The following is a 24,769-nucleotide window of genomic DNA, read 5'->3' as shown; positions in this document are numbered from 1 at the left end:
CGGGTCAGGACTCCGCGCGCCCCTTCAGCCGGGCCGACGGATACAACCCCTCCCACACCCGGTGGTCGGGCGGGAACCCCATGGCGACCAGGCAGTTGATGAGCATTCCGTAGGCCATGAAGGTGGTGGTCTCGCCGACGTCCGCGCCGAGCGGCAGATGGACCGTGTCCCACAGCCGCATCCAGCCGGCGCGCACGCTCTCGCCGAACTCGCGGTCGCCCTCCTCCTCGGCCGCCGCCACGGCGACGTACATCTGCATCTGCATCAGCAGCCGCTCGGGCCGCTCCGCGATGACCTTGGTGTACGCGTTCGCCATGGCGTGCAGGGCCTCTTCGCCCCGCAGCCCCTCGGAAGCCTCCGCGAAGGTCCGGATGGTGTCCTCCACGCAGCGCTCGACCGCCGCGAGGAAGATCGCCTTCTTGCCCGGGAAGAGCCGGAAGAGGTAGGGCTGCGAGACGCCTACCCGCTTGGCGATCGCCTCCGTGGAGGTGCCGTGGTATCCGCGGCGCGCGAACTCGGCGGTCGCGGCACGGATGACGCTCTCGCGCCGCTCCTCTGCGCTCATCCTGGGCATGAGGCTAAGTTAGTACTCAATCACTAACTTCGCAAGAGCGGGGGTGGCGGTGCGGTCCTGCGCCGTCCCGGGCGGTCACTGCACCAGTGACACCGGGCCGCCGCGTACGCGTAAGGGGCGCCCTCTCAGAGGGCATCTGATGTGATCAGATGCCCTCTCAGAAGGACGCCCCTTACGTCGGCCGAGCGTAGTCACGCGCCGGTCAGGCCAGTCGTACGACCGCCCGGGACATGCCGAGCACCTTCTCGCCGGCGCTCGTCGCCGTCAGGTCCACGCGGACGGTGTTGTCGTCCAGCTTTGCGGCGACCTTGCCGGCTACCTCGATCAGGGCGCCCTGGTCGTCGTTCGGGACGACGACGGGCTTGATGAAGCGGACGCCGTACTCCACCACCGCGCCCGGGTCCCCGAGCCAGTCGGTGACCACACGGATCGCCTCGGCCATGGTGAACATGCCGTGCGCGATGACGTCCGGCAGGCCCACCTCCTTGGCGAACCTCTCGTTCCAGTGGATCGGGTTGAAGTCACCGGAGGCGCCCGCGTAGCGCACCAGGGTCTCGCGGGTCACGGGGAAGGTCTGGGCCGGCAGCTCGGTGCCGACCTCGACGTCGTCGTACGCGATCTTCGCCGTCATCGGGTGCTCACGCCTCCTCGGCCGCACGGGCCACGAGCTTGGTCCAGGCGGTCACGACGTGCTCGCCGGCCTCGTCGTGCACCTCACCGCGGATGTCCAGGATGTCGTTGCCCGCGAGGGACTTGATCCGCTCGATCGTGGAGGTGACCGTGAGCCGGTCACCGGCGCGCACCGGGCGGGCGTAGGCGAACTTCTGGTCGCCGTGGACGACGCGGCTGTAGTCCAGGCCCAGCTGCGGGTCCTGGATGACCTGTCCGGCGGCCCGGAAGGTGATGGAGAACACGAAGGTCGGCGGGGCGATCACATCGGAATGGCCGAGCGCCTTGGCGGCTTCGGGGTCCGTGTACACCGGGTTGGTCTCGCCCACCGCCTCGGCGAACTCACGGATCTTCTCCCGGCCCACCTCATAGGGCGCGGTGGGCGGGTAGGTCCGTCCCACGAAGGACTGGTCGAGCGCCATGGCCCGGCACCTCCTGACGTCTGCTGTGATGGCCCCAAATTAGCCGGAAACCGGTCGCGGAATGCGGGCGGGGCCGGGGCCCGGTGTGTGCCGGGCCATGGAAACGCCGTGAGGCCGCCCCCTCGGAAGGGGACGGCCTCACGGACGAGCCTGATTTATCGCGTCTCGCGGTGCGCGGTGTGCGCATTGCAACGCGGGCAGTGCTTCTTCATCTCCAGACGATCCGGGTTGTTACGCCGGTTCTTCTTGGTGATGTAGTTCCGCTCCTTGCACTCCACGCAGGCCAGCGTGATCTTCGGGCGGACGTCGGTGGCAGCCACGTGAGTGCTCCTAAGACGAACGGATGGACTGATTCAACGCAAGAAAGAGTAGCCGATCGAAGGACCGACCCCACAATCGGCTACTGTCAGTAGCGGTGACCGGACTTGAACCGGTGACACAGCGATTATGAGCCGCTTGCTCTACCGACTGAGCTACACCGCTTTGATGAGATCAGCTCCCGCCTCGCGACGGGAACCTCTCACACCAGAGCCCCAAAACGGAATCGAACCGTTGACCTTCTCCTTACCATGGAGACGCTCTGCCGACTGAGCTATTGGGGCGAGCGATGAAGACATTACACGGTCTGCCGCCGTTCACCCAAATCCGTATCCCGGCGCCCGCGACCACCTCCGCCCCAGGACTCCCGGCAGCCTCCAGGCCTCCCCCACGGGGGCCGATCCGGCGGCGCGTGTGAACCGCCGGCGGGGCCCGAAGGCGGTCTGCGGGGACCCGCTGCGGGGCCGGTGCGGTGGGCCGCGGGACCCATCGCGAAGCCTCGTCCGGTGGACTTGGGGACCCACTGCGAAGCCCGCCGGTGGGCTGCGGGCACCCACTGCGGAGCCCGTCCGGCAAGGGGCCCGTGAGACCCCGCGGCCTGTGGGAAGCTTCCCGCGGGGGCATCCGGCGGCACGTGCGCCCGGGCGTCGCGGAGGCGGCGTCGCGCCACCGCGCGCGGGGGCGACGCGCGTACCGCCCGGGGCGGACCACGCCGGTACGACTATTGCGCTCCTGCGGGACCCGCACGGCTCGCCGCCCTAGGCTCGACTCACTCTGTGTGATCTTGGGGCCGCTCGTGGCCCCGGACCACTCACGCCGTCCCTCCCGAGCCCTCCCCGGCCCCACCCTGGAGCGCGATGCCCGACAGCCGGCCGCAGCCGCCACCGCCGTCGAACCCGTCGGGGTCCTCCGGACCCTCCGACCCGGCCGCCCTGCTGCTCTGCGGGGCACGGCTCACCGACGGCCGGACCGTGGACGTACGGCTGGGCGGCGGGCGCATCGAGGCGGTCGGCACGGCCGGGAGCCTCGCCCCGGGACCGGCCCGGCAGGGCGCCGCACGCGTCGACCTGAGCGGCTACCTGCTGCTGCCGGCCCCGGCCGAGCCGCACGCCCACGGCGACACCGCCCTGTCCGCCGAGTGCCCCGGCCCGGTGTCGTACGCCCCCGAGGACGTCCAGCGCCGGGCGACGGAGGCCGCCCTGCTGCAGCTCGGGCACGGGGCGACGGCGCTGCGCGCACACGTGCGCGTGGGCGACGTCCAGGGGCTCGGTGCGCTGGGGGCGGTCCTGCAGGCACGGCGGTCGCTGCGGGGGCTGGCGGAGCTGACGACGGTGGCGACGCCGCGGCTGCTGACCGGAGCGGCCGGCGCCGACGGACTCGCCATGCTGCGGGACGCGGTGAAGATGGGCGCCTCCGTGGTGGGCGGCTGCCCCGACCTGGACCCTGACCCCACCGGCTACGTCGAGACGGTCCTGGAGGTGGCCTCCGAGCACGGCTGCCCGGTGGACCTGCACACGGACGCCGCCGACCCGGCCCGGCTGTCCCGGCTCGCGGCCATGGCGGGCGGCCTGCGCCCCGGCGTGGCGATCGGACCGTGCGCGGGCCTCGCGCGCCTGCCGGCCGAGGCCGCCGCGCGCATCGCCGACCAGCTCGCGGCGGCCGGTGTGACGGTGGTGTGCCTGCCCCAGGGCGGTTGCGGCGGCGCCGAGCGGCGGGGCACGGCGCCGGTACGACTGCTGCGCGCGGCCGGGGTGCGGGTGGCGGCCGGCAGCGGGGCCCTGCGCGACGTGTCGAACCCCGTCGGCCGCGGCGACCCGCTGGAGGCCGCCTACCTCCTCGCCTCCGCCCACGGTCTGCGCCCTGAGGACGCCTACGACGCCGTGTGCGCCTCGGCCCGCGCGGTCCTGGGCCTGCCGGAGGTCCGGGTGGAGGCGGGCTTCCCCGCGGAGCTGCTGGCGGTGCGCGGCGATCATCTGGCCGGCGCGCTCTCCCTGGCCTACAGCCGGATCGTCGTGCACCGGGGCCGGGTGGTGGCCCGTACCAGCGCCGTGCGCGAGTACTGCAACTCGGCGGCGGCAGCGGAACTGGGGCTGCCGCGGCAGGGGCGCGGGGAGCTGTCCTGAGCGAGCGCGCGGCGCCCGCCGGGGCGGCCGGCAACTCGTGCGGCGGATGCGGCCCTTCGGGCGTACGGTCGGTTTCATGCGCATTGTCATCGCTGGTGGTCATGGTCAGATCGCGCTGCGGCTGGAGCGGCTGCTCTCCGCGCGCGGGGACGAGGTCGCGGGGATCATCCGCACGCTCGAACAGGGCGACGATCTGCGGGCGGCGGGCGCCGAACCGGTCCTGCTCGACCTGGAGTCCGCCTCGGTGGAGGAGGTCGCGGCGCATCTGCAGGGCGCGGACGCGGCGGTCTTCGCGGCCGGTGCGGGCCCGGGCAGCGGCGCGGCCCGCAAGGACACGGTGGACAGGGGCGCGGCGGTGCTGTTCACGGACGCGGCCGTACGCGCGCGCGTGCGGCGTTTCCTGGTGGTGTCCTCGATGGGCGCGGATCCCGCGCACCAGGGGGACGACGTCTTCGACGTGTACCTGCGCGCGAAGGGCGAGGCCGACGCGTACGTCGCCCGGCAGGAGACGCTGGACTGGACGATCCTGCGCCCGGGCTCGCTGACGGACGAGCCGGGCACCGGTCTGGTCCGGCTGGAGGCGCACACGGGGCGCGGCCCGGTTCCCCGGGACGACGTGGCGACCGTCCTCGCGGAGCTGGTGGACACCCCGGCGACGGCCGGTCTCACCCTGGAGCTGGTCAGCGGCTCGACGCCGGTGTCGGTCGCGGTGAAGTCGGTCGCCGGGAACTGAGGACGGCCGCCGGTCGTTGACCGGTCGACGAGCCGTAGGCGCGCTCGGGGAACCGACCGGCCGTCAGGACCGAGAACCTGCGAACAACCCGTCAGAACCGGAACCCGAACGCCCCGTCAGTTCCCGTCCGGCCTCAGAACAGCGGCAGCTGCCCGGGAAAGTCCGGCACGGCGTACCCGTCCAACGACGGCTGTACGGCCCCGAGTTGCGCGGGCTGTCGCGACCCGGTGCACGAGACGAGGTCCCCGCTCTCCCGCGCCCCGGGCGGATCGTGCCGCGCGAAGCGGCCCGCCACGACGGCGATCTCGCGGCGGCACACGGGACAGGTTCTGCGTCGGGAGGACATGCCGCCAGTGTGCCCGGAACGCGCCGTCCGTGCGTCTCCGCGCGGTCCGTGCGTCTCCGCGGGCGGCCAAGCGGCGGACGCGTAGGCGGCGGCGCACGGGCGGGGAGGGGGCGGATGCGCGGGGAGGCGCTGGAGCAGTCAGGTCCTGGTCTCCGCCTCCCACCGGTCGGGCCCGACCCCGCGCCAGTCGATCAGCGGCGAGTCGGCCACTTCCTCCGGTTCGATCTCCAGCCCCGCCCGGCGCAGGAACTCCACCAGGTCCCGCACGTTGTGCGCGAGGCCGAGGATCTCGCCGTCCACCCGCACCCGGCGACCGCCGGTCGGGGACGGCAGGTGCACGATGATGGGACGTTTCCCGGCCATGGCTCCAGCATCATCCGGACCGCCCGGGACCGCACCCGGGCCGGTCATTCGACAATTCCCAGCGCGGTGTCCGGCCGGCACAGCGGGCATGCGGGGACACCTCCCTCGGTGAGGGCCCGTACCGCCTGCTCCCGGCCGACGCCCTTCGCGCGTCCGCCGGCGCCCGTACAGCCGCCGACGTGGACGTACACCGCGCTCCGGCCGTTCAGGCCGTGCTCGACGGCCCATTCCGGAGCGTTCCGCCGGGCGGCGAGGCGGCGCCGCCGCTCGGCCTCCCGGCGTTCCTCGTCGGCGATCCACCGGTCCATCAGGGCGAGTTGCCTGGCGGCCTGGTGTTCGACGACGCGGCGCGCGAAACGCAGCATGTCGAGACGCGTCAGCGGACGGTCCTCGTTCACACGTTCGATTCTAATGAGGTACGGGGCATGAGCGCGACCAGTGCCGCCCGACCAGGACACCGGGGCGGTCGGCCGGGACCGGCACGACAACGACAAAGGCCCCGTGATCTGCTCTCGCAGATCACGGGGCCTTTGTTTCCCGTGTGGCGGCGCCAGGATTCGAACCTGGGAAGGCTGAGCCGGCAGATTTACAGTCTGCTCCCTTTGGCCGCTCGGGCACACCGCCGGGTAACGCTGCCGTTCTCGAACCCCGCTTTCGGCGGTGCTCCCCGGCAACGACGTAAACAATACCCGATGCACGGGGGTGCTCCGCCACCCGGTTGATCTCCGCCCCCGGACGCGGAGGGTGGCTAGGCTGGTGCGGATGCGGCCCGGTGCCGCACCGGGCCCGGCGGTCGTCGCCGCGCGCCGCACGCACCCGACCCGCACCCCGACAACACCCGATACAAGGAGCCACAGGACATGGCCGACTCCAGTTTCGACATCGTCTCGAAGGTCGAGCGGCAGGAGGTCGACAACGCCCTCAACCAGGCCGCCAAGGAGATCTCGCAGCGCTACGACTTCAAGGGCGTGGGAGCCTCGATCTCGTGGTCCGGTGAGAAGATCCTCATGGAGGCGAACTCCGAGGACCGGGTGAAGGCCGTCCTCGACGTCTTCCAGTCCAAGCTCGTCAAGCGCGGCATCTCGCTGAAGGCACTGGACGCGGGCGAGCCGCAGCTCTCCGGCAAGGAGTACAAGATCTTCGCGTCGATCGAGGAGGGCATCTCCCAGGAGAACGCGAAGAAGGTGGCGAAGATCATCCGCGATGAGGGCCCGAAGGGTGTGAAGGCCCAGGTCCAGGGTGACGAACTGCGTGTCAGCTCCAAGAGCCGCGACGACCTGCAGGCCGTGATCGCCCTTCTCAAGGGCAAGGACTTCGACTTCGCGCTGCAGTTCGTGAACTACAGGTGAGCCTGAGAAGGGCGGGCACCCGGTGGTGCCCGCCCTTCGTGCTGCCGTGACCGCGAGCTCAGTCGCGTGAGTTGCCGAACAGGAGCCGGTAGACGATCAGCAGCACCAGGGAGCCGCCGACGGCCGCGGCCCAGGTGGCGCCGTCGTAGAAGTTCCTGCTGATCGGATGGTCGAGCCAGCGGGCCGATATCCAGCCCCCGATGAACGCGCCCGCGATGCCGATGAGGGTCGTACCGACGAAGCCGCCGGGGTCGCGTCCCGGCAGCAGGACCTTGGCGATGGCTCCGGCCAGCAGCCCCAGGATGATCCAGCCGATGATGCCCATACCGTGAACCTGCCCTTCCGCGCTGTGTCCGCCCTGTCGGATCCCTGGGATTGCGATGCGGATCCGCCGGCGTCGCGCGCGTGTGCGTGCCGTGTCGTCGAAGAGGACGTCACGGAGCCGTCCGCCGGTTGCCGCCGTCAGTAGGGTGCGGCGCATGACACGTACCGATGACGGTCTCCGCCGCACTCTGGGCGTGTGGGACGCCGTGGTCGTCGGCCTGGGCTCGATGGTCGGCGCGGGCGTCTTCTCCGCGCTGGGGCCGGCCGCGCGAGCGGCCGGTTCGGGGCTGCTGCCGGGGCTCGCCGTCGCCGCCGTGGTGGCCTACTGCAACGCCGTGTCCTCGGCCCGGCTCGCCGCCCGCCACCCGGCCTCCGGCGGGACGTACGTGTACGGCAGGGAGCGGTTGGGCGCCTTCTGGGGGTATCTGGCCGGCTGGGCGTTCGTGGTCGGCAAGACGGCCTCCTGCGCGGCCATGGCGCTCACCGTGGGCGCGTACGTGTGGCCGGGGCAGGCGCACGCGGTGGCGGTCGCGGCCGTGGTGGCGCTGACCGCGGTGAACTACGGCGGGATCCAGAGGTCGGCCTGGCTGACGGGGGCGATCGTGGCGGTCGTCCTGGCGGTACTCGCGGCCGTGGTCGTGGTATGCCTGGCCTCCGGGCGGGCCGCCGGGGGGCGGCTGGGCACCGGGCCGTCGTCGGGGGCCGGCGGCGTGCTCCAGGCGGCCGGTCTGCTGTTCTTCGCGTTCGCCGGGTACGCGCGGATCGCCACCCTCGGGGAGGAGGTGCGCGACCCGGCGCGCACGATTCCGCGGGCGGTCCCGCTGGCCCTGGGGATCGCCCTGGTGGTGTACGCGTGCGTGGCCGTCGCGGTGCTCGCCGTGCTGGGCGCGGGGACCCTGGGGCACACGGCGGCTCCGCTGGCCGACGCGGTCCGGGCGGCCGGGGCGCCGGGGCTCGTGCCCGTGGTGCGGGCGGGGGCTGCGGTGGCCGCGCTGGGCTCGCTGCTCGCGCTGATCCTCGGGGTGTCCCGCACGACGCTCGCCATGGCCCGGGACGGACATCTGCCGGGCGCGCTGGCGGCCGTGCACCCGCGGTTCCGGGTGCCGCACCGGGCGGAACTGGCCGTGGGCGCGGTGGTCGCCGTGCCGGCCGCCACGGTGGACGTGCGCGGCGCGATCGGCTTCTCGTCCTTCGGCGTGCTCGCCTACTACGCCGTCGCCAACGCCTCGGCCTGGACCCTCGGCACGGCCGCACGCGCGCGTGCGGTACCGGCGGTGGGCCTGCTGGGCTGCGCCACCCTGGCGTTCGCGCTGCCCGCCGCCTCGGTGGCCGTGGGCGCCGGCGTGCTCACGGTGGGCGTGGCGGCGTACGGCGTACGGCGGTGGTGGGCGGCGCGGCGCGGGGTGTGACGCGTCTGCGCGGCGTACGGCGTCGGCGGGCGGCTCGGCTTGGGACGTTGGCGGGCGGCTCGGCGTGGGCCGGTGTGGTCAGCGGGTCGCGAAGGGCTGGTCGGTGGGGACGATCTCGCGGCCCAGCGGAAGCAGGGAGACCGGTATCAGCTTGAAGTTGGCGATGCCGAACGGGATGCCGATGACCGTGACGCACAGGGCGATGCCGGTGACGATGTGCGCGAGCGCCAGCCACCAGCCGGCCAGGAGCAGCCACAGGACGTTGCCCACGCAGGAGGGGCCGCCCGCGTCGCGGCGCTCGACCGTGGTGTAGCCGAAGGGCCAGAGCGCGTAGAGGCCGATACGGAAGGCGGCGAGCCCGAAGGGGATGCCGATGACCGTGATGCACAGCAGCACGCCGGCCAGCAGGTAGCCGAGGAACAGCCACAAGCCGCTCAGGACGAGCCAGATGACGTTCAGGATGGTCTTCACGGGCGTCCTGCCATCTTCTCCAGGCGGGCGATGCGCTCCGCCATCGGCGGGTGGGTGGAGAACATCTTGGACAGTCCCTGGCCCGGGCGGAAGGGATTGGCGATCATCATGTGGCTCGCCGTCTCGATCCGGGGCTCGGGGGGCAGCGGAAGCTGCTGGGTGCCCGTCTCCAGCTTGCGCAGGGCACTGGCGAGGGCGAGCGGGTCACCGGTGAGCTGGGCGCCGGAGGCGTCCGCCTCGTACTCCCGGGACCGGCTGACGGCCAGCTGGATCAGGGAGGCGGCGAGCGGGCCGAGGATCATGATCAGCAGCATGCCGAGCAGGCCGGGGCCGTCGTCGTCGTCCGAGCGGCCGACCGGGATCAGCCAGGCGAAGTTCACCAGGAACACGATCACGGACGCGAGCGCGCCGGCGACCGAGGAGATCAGGATGTCCCGGTTGTAGACATGGCTCAGTTCATGGCCGATGACGCCGCGCAGCTCCCGCTCGTCCAGCAGGCGCAGGATGCCCTCGGTGCAGCACACGGCCGCGTTGCGCGGGTTGCGGCCCGTGGCGAAGGCGTTGGGAGCCTCCGTCGGCGAGATGTACAGCCGCGGCATGGGCTGGCGGGCCTGCGTGGACAGCTCCCGCACCATCCGGTACAGCGCCGGGGCCTCGAACTCGCTGACCGGGCGGGCCCGCATCGCGCGGAGCGCCAGCTTGTCGCTGTTCCAGTACGCGTACGCGTTCGTGCCCAGGGCGACCAGGACCGCGACGACCAGTCCCGTGCGGCCGAAGAAGCTGCCGATGACGATGATGAGTGCGGACAGCCCCCCGAGGAGTACGGCGGTCCTGAGCCCGTTGTGCCGGCGGTGCACGGTGCGCCCTCCAAGTCGTACGGCTGGGGAACACTCTGATCCAGTGGACCCTCCCGCTTCTGACAACGCCGGACGGCGGTCCCGAGTTCCCCGGTGGGTGCGGCGGCACGGATCGGCCGTACGGGTGACGTGCGGGTTCGGCCTCACGCGCGCGTGGCGGCACGAGTGCCCCACACGCGCGTGGTGACGCGTCAGAACAGTCCGGTGGCCGCGAAGCGGAGGACCAGCTGCGGTGCGCCGGACAGGACGACGCCGAGGACGCCGGTGACGGCGAGGGCGGCCGTGACGGGCGCGGGGACGCGGTGCCGGACGGGCTCGCCCTCGGGGGCGCGGAACAGCAGGGCCGTCCACTGCAGGTAGTAGAACAGGGCGATCACGACGTTGAGGGCCATGACGACGGCGAGCCAGCCGAGGCCCGCGTCGACGGCCGCCGAGAACACGGTGACCTTCGCGAACAGCCCGATGACGCCCGGTGGCAGTCCGGCCAGGCAGAGCAGGAAGAAGGCCAGGAGGAGCGCGCTGAGCGGGTTGGTGGCGTACAGCCCCCGGTAGTCGCTGACCCGGTTCAGGGTGCGGCCGCGGCCCACCAGGGCGGCCACGGCGAAGGCACCGAGGTTCACGGCGGCGTACATCAGGGCGTACGCGACCGTGGAGCCGATCGTCTTCTGGGCGTCCTTGGTGTATCCGGCGGCGGCGATCGGCACCAGCAGGTACCCGGCCTGGCCGACGGAGGACCAGGCGAGCAGCCGTACGGCGCTGTACGCGCGCGTGGCCTGCTGGCGCAGGGCGGCGACGTTGCCGACGGTCATGGTGAGCGCGGCCAGAACGGCGAGCGCGGGTCCCCACACGTCGGCGTAGGAGGGGAACGCGACGACGGTGACGAGGATGAGGCCGGAGAAGCCGACCGCCTTGCCGACGACGGACAGGTAGGCGGCGACCGGCAGGGGCGCGCCCACGTAGGTGTCGGGGACCCAGAAGTGGAACGGCACGGCGGCCGTCTTGAAAGCGAAGCCGACGAGGGTCAGGACGACGCCGGCCTGGGCCAGGGTGTGCAGCCGGCCGTCGACGTGCGCGAGGCGCTGGGCGACCAGGGTGAGGTGAAGGGTGCCGGTGGAGGCGTAGACGAAGCTGATGCCCATCAGACTGACCGCGGTGGCGGTGACCGAGGACAGGAAGAACTTCAGGGCGGCCTCGGAGGAGCGCTTGTCGCCGTGCCGGATGCCGACGAGGGCGAACGCGGGCAGGGAGGCGACCTCCAGGGCGACGATCAGGGTGGCCAGGTCGCGGGAGGCGGGCAGCAGGGCGGCACCGGCCGCCGAGGACAGCAGCAGGAACCAGAACTCGCCCGCCGGGACGCGCCGCCGCTCGTCGTCCAGGTGGGTGACGGACAGCAGGGCCGCGAGCAGGGCCCCGCCGAGGACCAGGAACTGGATGACGAGGGTGAAGTGGTCGGCGGTGTAGCTGCACGCGCGCGTGCCGCCGGTCAGGCAGAAGGTGCTGCGGTCGCCGTCCAGGAGGGGCAGGAGCAGCAGGACGGAGGCGGCGAGTCCCGCGACCGAGACCCAGCCGAGCAGGGCCTTGCGGGGCTCCGGCACGAACAGGTCGGCGACGAGGACGGCGAGCGCCACGAGAGCCGTGAGGGTGGGCGGGGCGATCGCGAGCCAGTCGACGGACTGGACCAGCGACTCGGCAAGCGGCTGGGCGCTCATCGGGTGCCTCCTGCGAGGAGCTGCTGCACGGCCGGGTCGGTCAGGCCGAGCAGGGCCTTCGGCCACAGTCCGGCGAGAACGGTGAGGGTGACGAGCGGGGTCCAGGCGGCGAACTCGTACCCGTGGACGTCGGCGAGTTCCGGCACCTCCCGCTCCGCGCCGCCCATGCAGACGCGGCGGACCACGATCAGCATGTACGCGGCCGTGAGGAGGGTGCCGAACGCGCCGATCGCCATGAAGGTGAGGAAGGCGGGGCGGCTGAGGCCGGCGGCGGGCCGGAACGAGCCGAACAGGGCCAGCATCTCGCCCCAGAATCCGGCGAGCCCGGGCAGGCCGAGGGAGGCGACGGCACCGAAGGCGAGCAGTCCGCCGAGGCGCGGGGCCCTGCCGTACAGCGCGGCGCCGGTCTTCTCGGCAAGGGTGTCCAGGTCGGTGGTTCCGGTACGGTCCTTCACCGCGCCGACCAGGAAGAACAGCAGGCCGGTGATGAGACCGTGGGCGATGTTGGCGAACAGGGCGCCGTTCACACCGGTCGGGGTCGCGCTGGCGATGCCGAGCAGGACGAAGCCCATGTGGCCGACGGAGGAGTAGGCGATCAGCCGCTTGAGGTCGCCCTTCGCGCCCCGCTTGGCCAGGGCCAGGCAGGCCAGGGAACCGTAGACGATCCCGACGACGGCGAGCGCGGCGAGGTACGGCGCGAACGTGTGGAAGCCGTCCGGTGCCACCGGCAGCAGGATCCGGACGAACCCGTACGTGCCCATCTTCAGCAGCACGCCGGCCAGCAGCACCGAACCGACGGTCGGCGCGGCGGTGTGGGCGTCGGGCAGCCAGCTGTGCAGCGGCCACATCGGCGTCTTCACGGCGAGCCCGAGCCCGATCGCCAGAACGGCGATGACCTGCACGGACAGGGTCAGGGACCGGCCGTTGTCAGTGGCGAGTGCCACCATGTCGAACGTGCCCGCCTTGAGTCCGATCAGGAGCAGGCCGAGCAGCATGACCACGGAGCCGAGCAGCGTGAACAGGATGAACTTCCACGCGGCCCGGGTCCGGCCCTCACCGCCCCAGCGGGCGATGAGGAAGTACATCGGGATGAGCACCATCTCGAACGCGAGGAAGAACAGCAGCAGGTCGAGGACGGCGAAGGTCGCGAGGGTGCCGGACTCCAGCAGGAGCAGCAGGGCGACGAACGCCTTCGGGGACGGACCCGACGGCGGCTTGAAGTAGGAGTAGAGCGCGCAGAGGAAGGTCAGCAGCGCGGTCAGGACCAGAAGGGGGAGGGAGATGCCGTCGGTGCCGAGGTGGATCCGCACGTCGAGTGCGGGGATCCAGCTGATGTCGGTCGTGGCCTGCATCCTCGACGGATGGTCGTGGTCGAAGCCGAGCGCGAGGACGATCGCGGCGATGAGGACCGCGCCGGTCACGGTCACACCGTGCCGCAGCACGGCCTGCTCGGGGGACTTCCCCTTCAGTCCGGGCGGGGCCGGGAGGAGGGCGGCGGCGGCGCCGAGGAGCGGGCCGACGACGACGAATGCCAGAAGGAACTGCATCACGGACTCGTTGATATCAATCACGCCTGCTCACGCTCCCGTGGCGACGAGGAGGACGGCGACCGCCAGGACGACGGTGCCGGCGAGCAGCGCGCTCACATAGGTCTGCACATTGCCGGTCTGGGCGCGCCGTACGGCGGCCCCGAGCAGCCGGGGCAGGGCGGCGGCGCCGTGTACGTAGGTGTCGACGACCTCGCGGTCGAGGAACCGGACGAGACGCGCCCCGGCCTGCACCGGGCGGACGAACAGCGCCGCGTACACGGCGTCCAGGTGGAAGCCGGCGGCAGCGGGCCGGCGCAGCGGGCCGAGCAGCAGCCGTGACGGGTCCGCCGGGTCGGGGGCGTAGGCGATGTCGCCGTAGGCCGGCTCGTGGGTGGCGATGGCCTCGGCCTCGACCAGGCCGGCGTCCTCCTCCGGGTGGGCGGCGACCGCGCCCAGCGGGACCCGGGCGGTGAGCTGGGTGGTCCGCTGCCAGGCGCCGTAGGTGATCAGTCCGCCGACCAGGGCGAGGCCCGTGCCGAGGATGGAGGTGAGCAGGGTCGGGGTGAGGGCGCGGCCGTCGAACCAGGCGGGCAGCGCGCGGTAGGTGAGCGCGCCGAAAGCCAGGGACGGGACGGCCAGGACCCACAGCACCACGGTCATCGCCGGCGGCTGGCGTCCGTGATCGGGGGCCTCGGTGCCCCGGCCGCGGAAGGCCAGCAGCCACAGCCGGGTTGCGTACGCGGCGGTGAGCAGCGCGGTGAGCAGGCCGGCGACGAGGACGATCCAGCCGGCGGCGCCGGGGACGTGCTCGGTGTGGCCGGCGGTCACGTGCTCGGCGGCGCCGAGGACGGACTCCTTGGAGAAGAAGCCGCTGAAGGGCGGGATCGCGGCGAGGGCGAGCAGCGCCACGGTCATCGTCCAGTAGGCGTCCGGGATCCGGTCGCGCAGTCCGTGCACGCGGGACATGGCGGCCAGCGAGTTGGTGCCGGCGGCGTGGATGATCACGCCGGCCGCGAGGAACAGCAGCGCCTTGAAGGCGCCGTGCGAGAGGAGGTGGAAGACGGCGGCACCGCGGTCGCCGACGGCGAGGGCGCCGGTCATGTAGCCGAGCTGGCCGACGGTCGAGTAGGCGAGCACGCGCTTGATGTCGTCCTGGGCGAGCGCGGCGAGACCGGAGCCGGTCATCGTGACGGCGGCCATGACGGCAAGGACCACCATCGCGGCCTGGGAGGACTCGAAGAGCGGGAGGAGACGGGCGATGAAGTAGACACCGGCGGCGACCATCGTCGCGGCGTGGATCAGCGCCGAGACGGGCGTCGGGCCCGCCATCGCGTCCGGGAGCCAGGTGTGCAGCGGGAACTGCGCCGACTTGCCCGCGACACCGGCGAGCAGCAGCAGTGCGATCAGCGTCGGGTGGCCGATGTCGCCGGTCGCGACGGCGCCGAGGACTCGGGTGATCCGGAACGACCCGGCGTCGCCGGCCAGCGCGAACAGGCCGATGAGGAAGGGCACGTCGCCGAGCTTGGTGACCAGGAAGGCCTTCAGGGAGGCGGCGCGGGCCTCGGGGGTCTCCCAGTAGTGGCCGACCAGGAAGTAGGAGCAGATGCCCATGACCTCCCAGCCGACGAGCAGCACGATCAGGTCGCCGGAGTAGACGACCAGCAGCATCGCGGAGGTGAACAGGGAGACGAGAGCGGCGTACGAGGGGTAGCGCGGGTCGTCGCGCAGGTAGCCGGTGGAGTAGATCTGCACGCAGGTCGCGACGAAGGCGACGAGGACGGCGACGAGCGCGGCGAAGCCGTCGATGTGCAGGGCCAGCTCCACGGGGACGGACCCGGTGGGCGTCAGCTCGGTGTGGGCGTCGACGGCCGCGTCACCGCCCTGCCGTACGGCGACCAGCGCGGCCAGCACCAGCGAGGCCAGCGGCGGCAGCACGGCGAGGGGGCGGGCGAACCCGGGCGCGGTACGGCCGAGCAGCAGGCCGGCCGCGGCACCCAGGAACGGCAGGAGGGGGACGAGGACGGCGAGGGTGGTCGTGGTCACGCGAGGGCCTCAGCCTTCTCGGCCGCGGAGGTGCCGGGGCCCTCGGTGTCCGGGCCCCCGGTCTCGGGGCCTTCGGCGGTGTCGCGGAGCTTGTCGATGTCGGAGGTGCCGCGGGTGCGGTGGACGGCGAGCACGATCGCGAGGCCGATGCCGATCTCGGCGGCGGCGATGGCGATGGTGAACAGGGTCAGGGCCTGGCCGGAGTGCAGGGTGTCCTTCGCGGCGCGGCTGAGCCAGACGTCGAAGGCGACCAGGTTGAGGTTGACGGCGTTGAGCATCAGCTCGACCGACATCAGGACCAGGATCGCGTTGCGGCGGGCGAGGACGCCGTACAGGCCGGTGCAGAAGAGGAGGGCGGAGAGTACGGCCGGGTAGGCGAGGTGCATCAGCGGACGCCTTCCTTCCCGGGGGCCGGGGGTGCGGCGGCCGTGTCCGCCTGGGTCTTGCGGGACAGCACGATCGCGCCGACCAGCGCGGCGAGGAGCAGCACGGACAGTGCCTCGAAGGGCAGCACCCAGTGCCGGAACAGACTCGCGCCGGTGACCGCGGTGGTGCCGGCGGCCGGGCCGTCCAGGTCGAGCCAGGTGGTCCGGAAGGCGTCCGTGACCACCCACACCAGGGCGACCGCCGCGGCGAGCGCGACGGTCAGGGCGGCCCAGCGGTTGCCGGAGTCGGCGTCCGGGGAGCGGCCGATGGGCGCCTTGGTGAGCATCAGACCGAACAGGAGGAGGACGACGACGGAACCGACGTAGATCAGGACCTGGACCCAGGCGATGAACTCGGCCGTGAGCAGCAGGTACTCCACGGCGAGACCGCCGAGCGCGACCACCAGCCAGAGGGCGGCGTGCACCAGCTGCCGGGTGGTGACGGTGATCAGCGCGGCGCCGAGGGTGACCAGGCCGACGAGGAGGAAGGCGATCTCGACGCCGGTCGGAGACAGGAAGCCGTGCGGGGCCTGGGCGAGCGTCATGACGTCTCCTCCCCCGGTTCCGCCTGCGCGGCGGCCAGCTTCTCGGCGGTCTTGCGGGCGGCGGCGATCTCCTTGGGCTCCTCCGCGCCGGGGTCCAGGGCGGGCGGGGCCGGCACGGTCCACATCCACTCGCGGAGCTTGTCCCGCTCGTGGGTGAGGTCGCGGATGTCGGTCTCGGCGTACTCGAACTCCGGGGACCAGAACAGGGCGTCGAAAGGACAGACCTCGATGCAGATACCGCAGTACATGCACAGCGAGAAGTCGATCGCGAACCGGTCGAGGACGTTGCGGCTGCGCTCCCGGCCGCCGGGGGCGGCGGGCGGGACCGTCTCCTTGTGGGAGTCGATGTAGATGCACCAGTCCGGGCACTCGCGGGCGCACAGCATGCAGACCGTGCAGTTCTCCTCGAACAGGCCGATGACGCCGCGGGTGCGGGGCGGCAGCTCGGGGAGGGCGTCCGGGTACTGCTCGGTGACGTGCTTCCTCGTCATCGTGCGCAGGGTGACGGCCAGGCCTTTGGCGAGGCCGCTGCCGGGGATGCGGGGCCGGGCGGGCGGGGTCGGCACAGCCATGGCTAGCTGATCACCACCTTGACGATGCCGGTGAGGGCGATCTGGGCGAGGGAGAGGGGGACGAGGAGGGTCCAGGACAGCTTCTGGAGCTGGTCCTCGCGCAGCCGCGGGTAGGTCACGCGGAGCCAGATGACCAGGAAGGCGAGGACCGCGGTCTTCAGCAGGGTCCAGACCCAGCCGAGGCCGTCGGCGCCCCACGGGCCGTGCCAGCCGCCCAGGAAGAGGACGGTGGTCAGGCCGCACAGGACCACGATGCCCGCGTACTCGGCGAGCAGGAAGAGGGCGAAGCGCAGGCCGGTGTACTCGGTGTACGCGCCGAAGATGATCTCCGAGTCGGCGACCGGCATGTCGAACGGCGGGCGTTGCAGCTCGGCGAGTCCGGCGACGAAGAAGACGACGGCGCCGACGATCTGCCAGGGCACCCACCACCAGTGGAAGGAGTGCAGGATGCCGGGCAGGGAGACCGTGCCCGCGGCCATCGCGACGCTGGCCGCGGCCAGCAGCATCGGCAGTTCGTAGGCGAGCAGCTGGGCGGCCGTGCGCAGGCCGCCGAGCAGGGAGAACTTGTTGGCGCTGGCCCAGCCTGCCATCAGCGAGCCGAGGACGCCCACGCCCATCACCGCGAGCACGAAGAACACGCCGGCGTCCAGGACCTGGCCGACGGCGCCCTCGCTCGGGCCGATGGGGATGGCGAGCAGGACGAGGAGGTACGGCAGCAGGGCCACGGCCGGGGCGAGCTGGAAGACACGGCGGTCGGCACCGGCCGGGACCACGTCCTCCTTCTGCGCGAACTTCACACCGTCCGCGATGAGCTGCGCCCAGCCGTGGAAGCCACCCGCGTACATCGGGCCGAGGCGGCCCTGCATGTGGGCCATCACCTTGTGCTCGGTCTGACCGACGATCAGCGGGAAGGTGAGGAAGACGACGAAGACGACGAGGAGTCGCAGGGCGACGTCCAGCGCGCCGTTCACTGCGGGCCTCCTGGGGGGTCGTCGGGGGTGCTGGGGTCGTCGGGGGTGCTGGGGGGTTGGGGGATGTCCGGGGTTTCGGAAGCCTCGGGGGCACCGGAAGCCTCCGGACCGTCGGGGCTGCCGGAAGCCTCGGGGGCACCGGAAGCCTCCGGACCGTCGGGGCTGCCGGGAGCCTCAGGACCGTCAGGGGTCTCGGAAGCCGCGGGGGCACCGGAAGCCTCCGGACCGTCAGGGGTCTCGGAAGCCTCGCGGGCACCGGAAGCCTCCGGACCGTCAGGAGCGCCGGAAGCCTCAGGGGTGCCTGAGGTGCCTGGGGTGCCTGAGATGCCTGAGGTGCCTGAGGTGCCTGAGATGCCTGAGGTGCCTGGGGTGCCTGGGGTGCCTGAGGTGCCGGAAGGTTTGGGGGCCTCGGGGGCACCGTCCGATTCGGGTTCGGGGGCCTGGTCGGGGTCGGCGGCGGGCTTGCGGGACTCCGGTTGAGGGGGCTCCGGCTCCTCGAAGGCCGGGCGGGCGTGGTGCCACGGGGCGTCCGAGCTGCGCGGGGGCGTGCTGCGGCGGGCGGGTTCGGCCGGGGCCTGCTCAGCCGACGGGGTTCGCTGCGAGGCCGAGCCCTCCGAGGCGCTGCGCGCGCGGCGGGGCCGGACGGGCGTGGGCGCCGGCCCTGGCTCGTGAGCCACCGAGGCCTCGGCGGCCGGCCCCTGCACCGGGCCTTCGGCAGCCGCCCGGGTGGCGTCTCCCTCGGTCGCGGCCTGCTTGCGCGTAGCAGTGTCCCCGGCTCCCCCGGCTCCCCCGGCGCCCTGTGCCCGCACGGGCTGCTGGCTGGCCGAGCCCTCACTGGCACTCCGCGTCCGCCGAGGCCGGGCAGCAGCACCGGCACCACCAGCACCACCAGCCTCGTCCGGCTGGCCCGCCTGGGGGGTCTGGCTGGCCGAGCCCTCCGAGGCCGAACGGGTCCGCCGTACCGGACGGTCCCCCGCCGCGCGGGCCGGACGCTCACCCGCCGCGCGGCCCGCCGCCGCCCTGGCCGGGCGGGCCGGGGCAGGGGGGAGCTGGCCCTTCAGGGGGCCCCACTCGTTGGGGTCGGGTACGCCCGGCGGCAGCATCTGGCGCCGCTTGGGCCCGCCGTGCTCGGACTCGCCGGGTTCCTTGGCGCCGGGCCAGGCCTTGGCGACGCGGGCGGCCAGGACGAAGTCCTTGCGGAGCGGGTGGCCCTCGAAGGTCTCCGGGAGGAGCAGATGCTCCAGGCCCGGGTGGCCTTCGAAGACGACGCCGAACATCTCGTGGGTCTCGCGCTCGTGCCAGCCGGCGCCCGCGTAGACGCCGACGGCCGTAGGCAGGGCGGGGGCGTCGTGCGGGACCGTCGTGCGGACGAGGAGACGGCGGACCGGATTCAGGGCGACGACGTGCGCGGAGACCCGGAAGCCGGTGCCCGGTTCGTCGACCGCGCTCAGCCAGTCGAAGTAGGTGCAGGACAGGGTCGTACGGGCCGTCTCCAGGGCGGTGAGCCAGGAGGACGGCGGTACGTCCACGGTCAGGAGGTCGTACGACTCCTCGGCCGTGGCGTCCGGGCCGAAGAGTTCCTCGGCGGGGGCGGGCAGCCAGCCGGCGGCCGTACTCATCGGGCGTCCCCCTCACCGGCCGGCGCGGGAGGCTTCACCAGGCCGCTCTGCAGCGCGGCCGCCGACGGCCGGGCGGGCTCGTTGCGGTACCGCTCCCCCAGCGACTCGCGGGCGATCTTCTCCTGGAGCTTGAGGATGCCCTGGAGCAGCGCCTCGGGCCGGGGCGGGCAGCCGGGGACGTAGACGTCGACGGGGATGATCTGGTCGACGCCCTTCGTCACCGAGTAGGAGTCCCAGTAGGGGCCGCCGCAGTTGGAGCAGGCGCCGAAGGAGATGACGTACTTCGGCTCGGGCATCTGCTCGTACAGACGCTTGACGGCCGGGGCCATCTTGTCCGTGACCGTGCCCGACACCACCATCAGGTCGGCCTGCCGGGGGCCCGGCGCGAACGGGATCACGCCGAGCCGGATGAAGTCGTGGCGGGCCATCGACGCGGCGATGAACTCGATGGCGCAGCAGGCGAGGCCGAAGTTGAAGACCCAGAGCGAGTAGCGGCGGCCCCAGTTCAGGACGACCTTCATCGGCTCGGGAGCGAGGCGGGCGAGCGCGCCCAGCCTCTTCGGTTCCGGCAGGTACACGGGCTCGGGGGACTCCGAGGCCCCGGAGAGCCCGGAGGTCGAGGGGTTCACGTCCATGCCAGGACGCCCTTCTTGTATGCGTACAGCAGGCCCACGGTGAGGAAGCCGAGGAAGATGAACATCTCCACGAGGGTCGTCGCGCCGTAGCCGGGGGCGGCGAAGACCGTCGCCCAGGGGAACAGGAAGATCGAGTCGACCGCGAAGATCACGTAGAGGAAGGCGTAGACGTAGTAGCGGACCTGGGTGTGGGCCCAGCCCTCGCCGACGGGGTCGACGCCGCACTCGTAGGTCAGGAGTTTCTCCGGTGTCGGTACCACCGGGCGCAGCAGGCGGCCCGCGCCGAACGCGACGGCGACGAACAGCACGCCGATGACGGCGAGCAGTCCGACCACCGAGTAGGACCGGAAGTAGCCGGCCGCGACGACGTGCGCCGCGGCGAACGACGAGTCCCCCAACGTCTCCCGCACCGTCCGTCCCTCGCTCCCTGACCTCGTGACCTTAGTGAACTCTGTGATGCAACGTGATTCGAGGATGTGTACGCACGGGAGTCTAGGCCCTGATAAAGAAGCGGTAAGCAGCCCGTCACGCCGTGAGACAGCCGGTACCGGTGTCGGCGCCGGTGAGGGTGGGGTTTCCCCCCGGCGGCGGAGGGCGGCGTACCGCATGGCGTGAACGGTCCCCCGCACGGCACGCTGATCAGCATGACCGCTCCCAGCCCCGCCGCCGACCGGCCGGACGGCACCGACCGGCCTCACGGCACCGACCGGCCTCACGGCACCGATCGGCCCCATGGCACCGGCCGGCCCCATGGCACCGGCCGGCCCGACCACCGGCCGCACAGCGACAACGGAAAGCACGACGACCCCAGCGACCCCAGCGACGGTAGGGCCCACGGGGACGGTAGGAACCACGGCGACGGTGGTGACCGCGCGGACCGCACCGCCCGACTCGACGGCCACGCCACCCCGCACCGGCTGCCTCCGCCCCGCCCGGCCCTCGACGCGCACACCTGGAAGGAGATCGCGCATCTCCTGCTGAACCTGCCGGTGGCGGTGTTCGGGTTGGTGTACGCCTTCACCGTGCTGGTCGCCGGCGGCATCCTCAGTCTCACCGCGATCGGTCTCCCGCTGTTCGCGCTCTGCCTGCTGGGCGCCCGGCAGCTGGGCAAGCTGGAGCGGGCCCGGGCGCGCAGGCTGCTCGGGGTGCGGGTGGAGGAGCCGTCACCGCTGCCGCTCGCGAAGGGCGGGGGCCCGGTGCAGCGGCTGTGGATGGCGCTGAAGGACCCGGTGGGCTGGCGGACCCTGCTGTACGACGCGATCCGGCTGCCCTGGGGCGCCCTGACCTTCTGCACCGTGCTGGTCTCGCTGTTCGTGCTGTGGCCGGTGCTGCCGTACCTCGCGCGGGGCATGGCGAACGTGGACCGGGCGATGGTGCGCGGGCTGCTGTCGCCCTCGGACGAGCTGGAGCGGCGGATCGCCGAACTGGAGTCCGACCGCGGGATCGTGGTCGACACGGCGGCGGCGGATCTGCGCCGGATCGAGCGCGACCTGCACGACGGCGCCCAGGCGCGGCTGGTCAACCTGGCCATGGGGCTCGGCCTGGCCAAGGAGAAGCTGCTGGAGGACCCCGACACGGCGGCGGCGATGGTCGACGAGGCGCACGGCGAGGTGAAACTCGCCCTCCAGGAGCTGCGGGACCTGGCCCGGGGCATCCACCCGGCCGTGCTCACCGACCGCGGCCTGGACGCGGCCCTGTCCTCGGTCGCCTCCCGCTGCACGGTGCCGGTGACGGTGACCGTGGACCTGCCGGCCCGGCCCGCGGAGGCCATCGAGGGCATCGCCTACTTCACCGTCTCCGAGCTGCTGCAGAACATCGGCAAGCACAGCCGGGCACGGACCGCCTCGGTCGACGTCTGGCGGGCCGACGACCGGCTGCTCATCCAGGTCCGGGACGACGGCCGGGGCGGTGCCCGGCTGGACGCGGGCAGCGGCATGCGGGGCCTGGCGGAGCGGCTGGGCGCGGTGGACGGCCTGTTCGCGGTGGACTCCCCGGCGGGCGGCCCGACGGTGGTCACCGCGGAGCTCCCGTGGCGGGACCGCACGGCCTGACCCCCTGGCGGGACCGCACAGCCTGACCCCCGCCGCGCCATTCCCGCCGCACTCGCCAGTGCCGTCCCGCCCCGCCGAGTTCGCCTCGTCCCGCGAGTCCCGCGCACCCCGCCAAGTCCGCGACCTCACCCCGCCTCACCGCGCCGCTCCCCTGAGCGGGGGTGGGGAAAACCCCCCGCTCAAGACGCCGACGGACTCCATGTCGGACAGTCGCGCGACGGACCACCCTGGACGTACGGCCCGACGCAGCGGACGTCCTGACGTACCGCCGTACGGCCGAACCGCCACCTGGACGAGCAGAACGGAACACCACCGATGGTCACGGAGTACGGACAGGGCTACGCCCACCGGAGCGAGCGGCACCACCGGCTGCCCCCCGCGCTGCGGGCGCCCGTCGAGGCGCGCAGCTGGCGTGAGTTCGGCTACGTGCTGCTCGGCCTGCCGGTCGCGACCGTGCTGTTCGCCTGGACGGTGACGACGGTCGCGCTCGGCGCGGGCCTGCTGGTGACCTTCCTCGGCATCCCGGTGCTGGCGGCGGCCCTCGCCGGCTGCCGGGGCTTCGGGGTGCTGGAGCGGGCGCGGGCGCGCGGACTGCTCGGCCTGGAGGTGGCCGACCCGGAGCCGCTGCGGATGCGTAAGCCGGGGGCGGCGGCCTGGGTGGGCGCGATGCTCAAGAGCGGTGCCTCCTGGCGACACGCGCTGTACGCGCTGGTGCAGTTCCCGTGGGCGGTGTTCTCGTTCTCGGTCGCGGTGAGCTTCTGGTCCTGCGGCTGGGCGCTGCTGAGCTATCCGCTGTGGTTCTGGGTGTTCCCGGCGTACGCCGGCACGGGCGGCATCCAGCTGTACGGCGACGCCCACCACAGCGTCTACCTCGACAACCCCTTCGAGATCGCCGTGACCGCGCTGATCGGTCTGCTGTTCACGCTGGCCACGCCGTGGCTCGTACGGGCGCTGACCACCGTGGACGGGTTGCTGGTGCGCGGGCTGCTCGGGCCGTCGCCGCTGTCGGCGCGGGTGGTGGAGCTGGAGTCGGACCGGGGTGCCGTGGTCGACACGGCCGCCGCCGACCTGCGGCGCATCGAGCGGGACCTGCACGACGGGGCACAGGCCCGGCTGGTCGGTCTGGCGATGGACCTGGGGCTGGCCAAGGAGAAGCTGCGGGAGGACCCGGACACGGCGGCGGCGATGGTGGAGGAGGCGCACGGCGAGGTGAAGCTGGCCCTCCAGGAGCTTCGTGACCTGGCCCGGGGCATCCACCCGGCCGTGCTCACCGACCGCGGCCTGGACGCGGCCCTGTCCTCGGTCGCCTCCCGCTGCACGGTGCCGGTGCGGGTGGAGGTCGACCTGCCGGCCCGGCCGGCGCCGGCCATCGAGGGCATCGCCTACTTCACCGTCTCCGAGCTGCTGCAGAACATCGGCAAGCACAGCCGGGCACGGACCGCCTCGGTCGACGTCTGGCACTCGGAGGACCGGCTGTTCATCCAGGTGACCGACGACGGTGTGGGCGGCGCCGACGTCTCGCGCGGCTCCGGGCTGGCCGGTCTCGCCGCGCGCCTGGACGCGGTGGACGGCGTCCTGGTGGTGGACTCCCCGGCGGGCGGCCCCACCCGGGTGATCGCGGAACTGCCCTGGCGCGGCTGAACACACCCGCGGCCCCGCGCCTTCTCCCGGCTCCCTCCTCCCCGCTCCCTCCCCCACACGATGGCGGTCACCGGCAACAGCAACGGCACCTGTCCCGGGCACATCGGCGCTCACCGACCCCTCCCCGGCCCGCGGCGGTCCCGCTCTCTCCCCCGTACAGCGGCACCCCGGCGTGAATCCTGGAATGCTGGTCCTCCGGAGAACGGCGTGGACCGGCGTCGTCGCGGGGAACGGGCTGTGGGGGGAACGGAAGATCGTGGAGGACAGGGTGCGGGTGGTCATAGCCGAGGATTCAGTGCTGCTCCGGGAGGGCCTGACCCGGCTGCTGACCGATCGGGGGCACGAGGTCGTCGCCGGGGTCGGTGACGCGGACGCGCTGGTGAAGACCGTCTCGGACCTGGCCGAGCTGGGCGAGCTGCCGGACGTGGTGGTGGCGGACGTGCGGATGCCGCCGACGCACACCGACGAGGGCGTCCGGGCGGCCGTACTCCTGCGCCGGCTGCACCCGGGGCTCGGGGTGCTGGTCCTGTCGCAGTACGTGGAGGAGCGTTACGCCACCGAGCTGCTGGCCGGTTCCAGCCGGGGCGTCGGTTATCTGCTCAAGGACCGGGTCGCGGACGTACGGGAGTTCGTGGACGCGGTGGTGCGGGTGGCCGAGGGCGGTACGGCGCTGGATCCGGAGGTGGTCGCGCAGCTGCTCGGCCGCAGCCGCAAGCAGGACGTGCTGACGGGGCTGACCCCCCGGGAGCGCGAGGTGCTCGGGCTGATGGCGGAGGGGCGGACCAACTCGGCGATCGCCCGGCAGCTGGTGGTCAGCGACGGCGCCGTGGAGAAGCACGTCAGCAACATCTTCCTCAAGCTCGGGCTGACGCCGAGCGTCGGCGACCACCGTCGGGTTCTGGCCGTTCTCACCTACCTGAACTCCTGAGCGGCGCCCGTGGACGCGTGAGACGGCCACGGGGCGGGGAGCCGGGCGGACCCGGAGGGCCCCCGGCGGGAGGCGGGCCGCACCCGGGCCGGGGGCCGGAACCGGCCGGGGCGGGAGACGGGGACAGACCCGGACGGGAGGGC

Annotated in this window: 27 protein-coding genes and 3 tRNA genes; 7 read left to right on the top strand and 23 right to left on the bottom strand. The window is 72.8% G+C overall.

What is annotated here, in order from left to right; translation table 11 throughout:
- Positions 1–4: 4 nt before the first annotated feature.
- The 6 genes from ACZ7N4_RS25660 to ACZ7N4_RS25635 form a co-directional block, all read right to left on the bottom strand.
- Positions 5–574, bottom strand: a complete 570-nt coding sequence (locus tag ACZ7N4_RS25660) for a TetR/AcrR family transcriptional regulator (RefSeq protein WP_471361861.1) — start codon at positions 572–574, stop codon at positions 5–7.
- Positions 575–776: 202 nt separating this feature from the next.
- Positions 777–1,205: a MaoC family dehydratase gene (locus tag ACZ7N4_RS25655; protein WP_471361858.1), complete on the bottom strand. Its 429-nt coding sequence runs from the start codon at positions 1,203–1,205 to the stop codon at positions 777–779.
- A gap of 7 nt (positions 1,206–1,212) precedes the next feature.
- On the bottom strand, positions 1,213–1,665 hold the full coding sequence (locus ACZ7N4_RS25650) for an FAS1-like dehydratase domain-containing protein (protein ID WP_467927148.1): 453 nt from the start codon (positions 1,663–1,665) through the stop codon (positions 1,213–1,215).
- 155 nt (positions 1,666–1,820) lie between these two features.
- Positions 1,821–1,985 (bottom strand): 50S ribosomal protein L33, encoded by a 165-nt coding sequence (rpmG, locus tag ACZ7N4_RS25645; protein ID WP_003948671.1) that lies wholly within the window; start codon positions 1,983–1,985, stop codon positions 1,821–1,823.
- A gap of 90 nt (positions 1,986–2,075) precedes the next feature.
- Positions 2,076–2,148: transfer RNA gene (locus tag ACZ7N4_RS25640), tRNA-Met, on the bottom strand.
- A 46-nt stretch (positions 2,149–2,194) separates the two neighbouring features.
- Positions 2,195–2,267 (bottom strand) — tRNA-Thr (locus ACZ7N4_RS25635).
- A gap of 573 nt (positions 2,268–2,840) precedes the next feature.
- Here ACZ7N4_RS25635 and ACZ7N4_RS25630 point away from each other — a divergent pair.
- Both ACZ7N4_RS25630 and ACZ7N4_RS25625 read left to right on the top strand, forming a co-directional pair.
- Positions 2,841–4,106 (top strand): amidohydrolase family protein, encoded by a 1,266-nt coding sequence (locus ACZ7N4_RS25630; RefSeq protein ID WP_471361855.1) that lies wholly within the window; start codon positions 2,841–2,843, stop codon positions 4,104–4,106.
- A gap of 76 nt (positions 4,107–4,182) precedes the next feature.
- The gene (locus ACZ7N4_RS25625) at positions 4,183–4,839 is read left to right on the top strand and encodes an SDR family oxidoreductase (RefSeq protein ID WP_471361852.1); all 657 of its coding nucleotides are present in this window, start codon (positions 4,183–4,185) and stop codon (positions 4,837–4,839) included.
- A gap of 133 nt (positions 4,840–4,972) precedes the next feature.
- On the opposite strand, the gene ACZ7N4_RS25620 is transcribed toward ACZ7N4_RS25625, so the two are convergent.
- The 4 genes from ACZ7N4_RS25620 to ACZ7N4_RS25605 all read right to left on the bottom strand — a co-directional run bounded on the left by ACZ7N4_RS25620 (position 4,973) and on the right by ACZ7N4_RS25605 (position 6,172).
- Entirely contained in the window at positions 4,973–5,185 is a 213-nt protein-coding gene (locus tag ACZ7N4_RS25620; protein ID WP_471361850.1) for a hypothetical protein, read from the bottom strand.
- Positions 5,186–5,323: 138 nt separating this feature from the next.
- Complete coding sequence (locus tag ACZ7N4_RS25615; protein ID WP_030641125.1) at positions 5,324–5,548, bottom strand: hypothetical protein; 225 nt, start codon at positions 5,546–5,548, stop codon at positions 5,324–5,326.
- Positions 5,549–5,592: 44 nt separating this feature from the next.
- Complete coding sequence (locus ACZ7N4_RS25610) at positions 5,593–5,946, bottom strand: DUF6233 domain-containing protein (protein ID WP_471361847.1); 354 nt, start codon at positions 5,944–5,946, stop codon at positions 5,593–5,595.
- Between the two features lie 144 nt (positions 5,947–6,090).
- Positions 6,091–6,172: transfer RNA gene (locus ACZ7N4_RS25605), tRNA-Tyr, on the bottom strand.
- Between the two features lie 236 nt (positions 6,173–6,408).
- On the opposite strand from ACZ7N4_RS25605, the gene ACZ7N4_RS25600 reads away from it, so the two are divergent.
- Positions 6,409–6,897, top strand: a complete 489-nt coding sequence (locus ACZ7N4_RS25600; protein ID WP_471361845.1) for a YajQ family cyclic di-GMP-binding protein — start codon at positions 6,409–6,411, stop codon at positions 6,895–6,897.
- Positions 6,898–6,955: 58 nt separating this feature from the next.
- Here ACZ7N4_RS25600 and ACZ7N4_RS25595 read toward each other — a convergent pair whose 3' ends face one another.
- Positions 6,956–7,222: a GlsB/YeaQ/YmgE family stress response membrane protein gene (locus ACZ7N4_RS25595; protein ID WP_471361842.1), complete on the bottom strand. Its 267-nt coding sequence runs from the start codon at positions 7,220–7,222 to the stop codon at positions 6,956–6,958.
- Between the two features lie 154 nt (positions 7,223–7,376).
- Between ACZ7N4_RS25595 and ACZ7N4_RS25590 the strand changes: the two genes are divergently transcribed.
- The gene (locus ACZ7N4_RS25590) at positions 7,377–8,630 is read left to right on the top strand and encodes an APC family permease (protein ID WP_471361839.1); all 1,254 of its coding nucleotides are present in this window, start codon (positions 7,377–7,379) and stop codon (positions 8,628–8,630) included.
- A gap of 78 nt (positions 8,631–8,708) precedes the next feature.
- Here the strand turns inward: ACZ7N4_RS25590 and ACZ7N4_RS25585 are convergent, their stop codons facing one another.
- The 12 genes from ACZ7N4_RS25585 to ACZ7N4_RS25530 form a co-directional block, all read right to left on the bottom strand.
- Entirely contained in the window at positions 8,709–9,101 is a 393-nt protein-coding gene (locus tag ACZ7N4_RS25585) for a YccF domain-containing protein (protein WP_471361836.1), read from the bottom strand.
- On the bottom strand, positions 9,098–9,958 hold the full coding sequence (gene htpX / locus ACZ7N4_RS25580; protein WP_471361834.1) for a zinc metalloprotease HtpX: 861 nt from the start codon (positions 9,956–9,958) through the stop codon (positions 9,098–9,100). The genes ACZ7N4_RS25585 and htpX overlap by 4 nt, the downstream gene beginning before the upstream one ends.
- A gap of 191 nt (positions 9,959–10,149) precedes the next feature.
- The gene (locus ACZ7N4_RS25575; RefSeq protein WP_471361831.1) at positions 10,150–11,667 is read right to left on the bottom strand and encodes an NADH-quinone oxidoreductase subunit N; all 1,518 of its coding nucleotides are present in this window, start codon (positions 11,665–11,667) and stop codon (positions 10,150–10,152) included.
- On the bottom strand, positions 11,664–13,238 hold the full coding sequence (locus ACZ7N4_RS25570) for an NADH-quinone oxidoreductase subunit M (RefSeq protein WP_471361828.1): 1,575 nt from the start codon (positions 13,236–13,238) through the stop codon (positions 11,664–11,666). The genes ACZ7N4_RS25575 and ACZ7N4_RS25570 overlap by 4 nt, the downstream gene beginning before the upstream one ends.
- A gap of 6 nt (positions 13,239–13,244) precedes the next feature.
- Complete coding sequence (locus tag ACZ7N4_RS25565; protein ID WP_471361826.1) at positions 13,245–15,239, bottom strand: NADH-quinone oxidoreductase subunit 5 family protein; 1,995 nt, start codon at positions 15,237–15,239, stop codon at positions 13,245–13,247.
- On the bottom strand, positions 15,236–15,625 hold the full coding sequence (gene nuoK, locus ACZ7N4_RS25560; RefSeq protein ID WP_471361824.1) for an NADH-quinone oxidoreductase subunit NuoK: 390 nt from the start codon (positions 15,623–15,625) through the stop codon (positions 15,236–15,238). The genes ACZ7N4_RS25565 and nuoK overlap by 4 nt, the downstream gene beginning before the upstream one ends.
- The gene (locus tag ACZ7N4_RS25555) at positions 15,625–16,209 is read right to left on the bottom strand and encodes an NADH-quinone oxidoreductase subunit J family protein (RefSeq protein ID WP_471361821.1); all 585 of its coding nucleotides are present in this window, start codon (positions 16,207–16,209) and stop codon (positions 15,625–15,627) included. The genes nuoK and ACZ7N4_RS25555 overlap by 1 nt, the downstream gene beginning before the upstream one ends.
- Positions 16,206–16,781 (bottom strand): NuoI/complex I 23 kDa subunit family protein, encoded by a 576-nt coding sequence (locus ACZ7N4_RS25550; protein WP_471361819.1) that lies wholly within the window; start codon positions 16,779–16,781, stop codon positions 16,206–16,208. Before ACZ7N4_RS25550 ends, ACZ7N4_RS25555 begins: the two co-directional genes overlap by 4 nt.
- 2 nt (positions 16,782–16,783) lie before the next feature.
- Positions 16,784–17,752, bottom strand: coding sequence for a complex I subunit 1/NuoH family protein (locus tag ACZ7N4_RS25545; RefSeq protein WP_356147257.1), 969 nt, complete (start codon positions 17,750–17,752; stop codon positions 16,784–16,786).
- Positions 17,749–19,371 carry an NADH-quinone oxidoreductase subunit C gene (locus ACZ7N4_RS25540; protein WP_471361816.1) on the bottom strand — a complete coding sequence of 541 codons (1,623 nt, stop codon included), beginning with the start codon at positions 19,369–19,371 and terminating at the stop codon, positions 17,749–17,751. The genes ACZ7N4_RS25545 and ACZ7N4_RS25540 overlap by 4 nt, the downstream gene beginning before the upstream one ends.
- On the bottom strand, positions 19,368–20,006 hold the full coding sequence (locus ACZ7N4_RS25535) for an NADH-quinone oxidoreductase subunit B (protein WP_471361814.1): 639 nt from the start codon (positions 20,004–20,006) through the stop codon (positions 19,368–19,370). Before ACZ7N4_RS25535 ends, ACZ7N4_RS25540 begins: the two co-directional genes overlap by 4 nt.
- Positions 19,997–20,416 (bottom strand): NADH-quinone oxidoreductase subunit A, encoded by a 420-nt coding sequence (locus ACZ7N4_RS25530; RefSeq protein WP_471361811.1) that lies wholly within the window; start codon positions 20,414–20,416, stop codon positions 19,997–19,999. Before ACZ7N4_RS25530 ends, ACZ7N4_RS25535 begins: the two co-directional genes overlap by 10 nt.
- Before the next feature lie 234 nt (positions 20,417–20,650).
- On the opposite strand from ACZ7N4_RS25530, the gene ACZ7N4_RS25525 reads away from it, so the two are divergent.
- The 3 genes from ACZ7N4_RS25525 (at position 20,651) to ACZ7N4_RS25515 (ending at position 24,626) form a co-directional block, all read left to right on the top strand.
- On the top strand, positions 20,651–22,057 hold the full coding sequence (locus ACZ7N4_RS25525; RefSeq protein ID WP_471361808.1) for a sensor histidine kinase: 1,407 nt from the start codon (positions 20,651–20,653) through the stop codon (positions 22,055–22,057).
- A gap of 315 nt (positions 22,058–22,372) precedes the next feature.
- Entirely contained in the window at positions 22,373–23,698 is a 1,326-nt protein-coding gene (locus tag ACZ7N4_RS25520; protein WP_471361805.1) for a sensor histidine kinase, read from the top strand.
- A gap of 268 nt (positions 23,699–23,966) precedes the next feature.
- Positions 23,967–24,626 carry a LuxR C-terminal-related transcriptional regulator gene (locus ACZ7N4_RS25515; protein WP_471361958.1) on the top strand — a complete coding sequence of 220 codons (660 nt, stop codon included), beginning with the start codon at positions 23,967–23,969 and terminating at the stop codon, positions 24,624–24,626.
- Positions 24,627–24,769 lie beyond the last annotated feature (143 nt).

The organism is Streptomyces sp. NPDC107654 (genome assembly GCF_055639035.1).
This window is presented reverse-complemented; position numbering and strand designations above follow the sequence as displayed.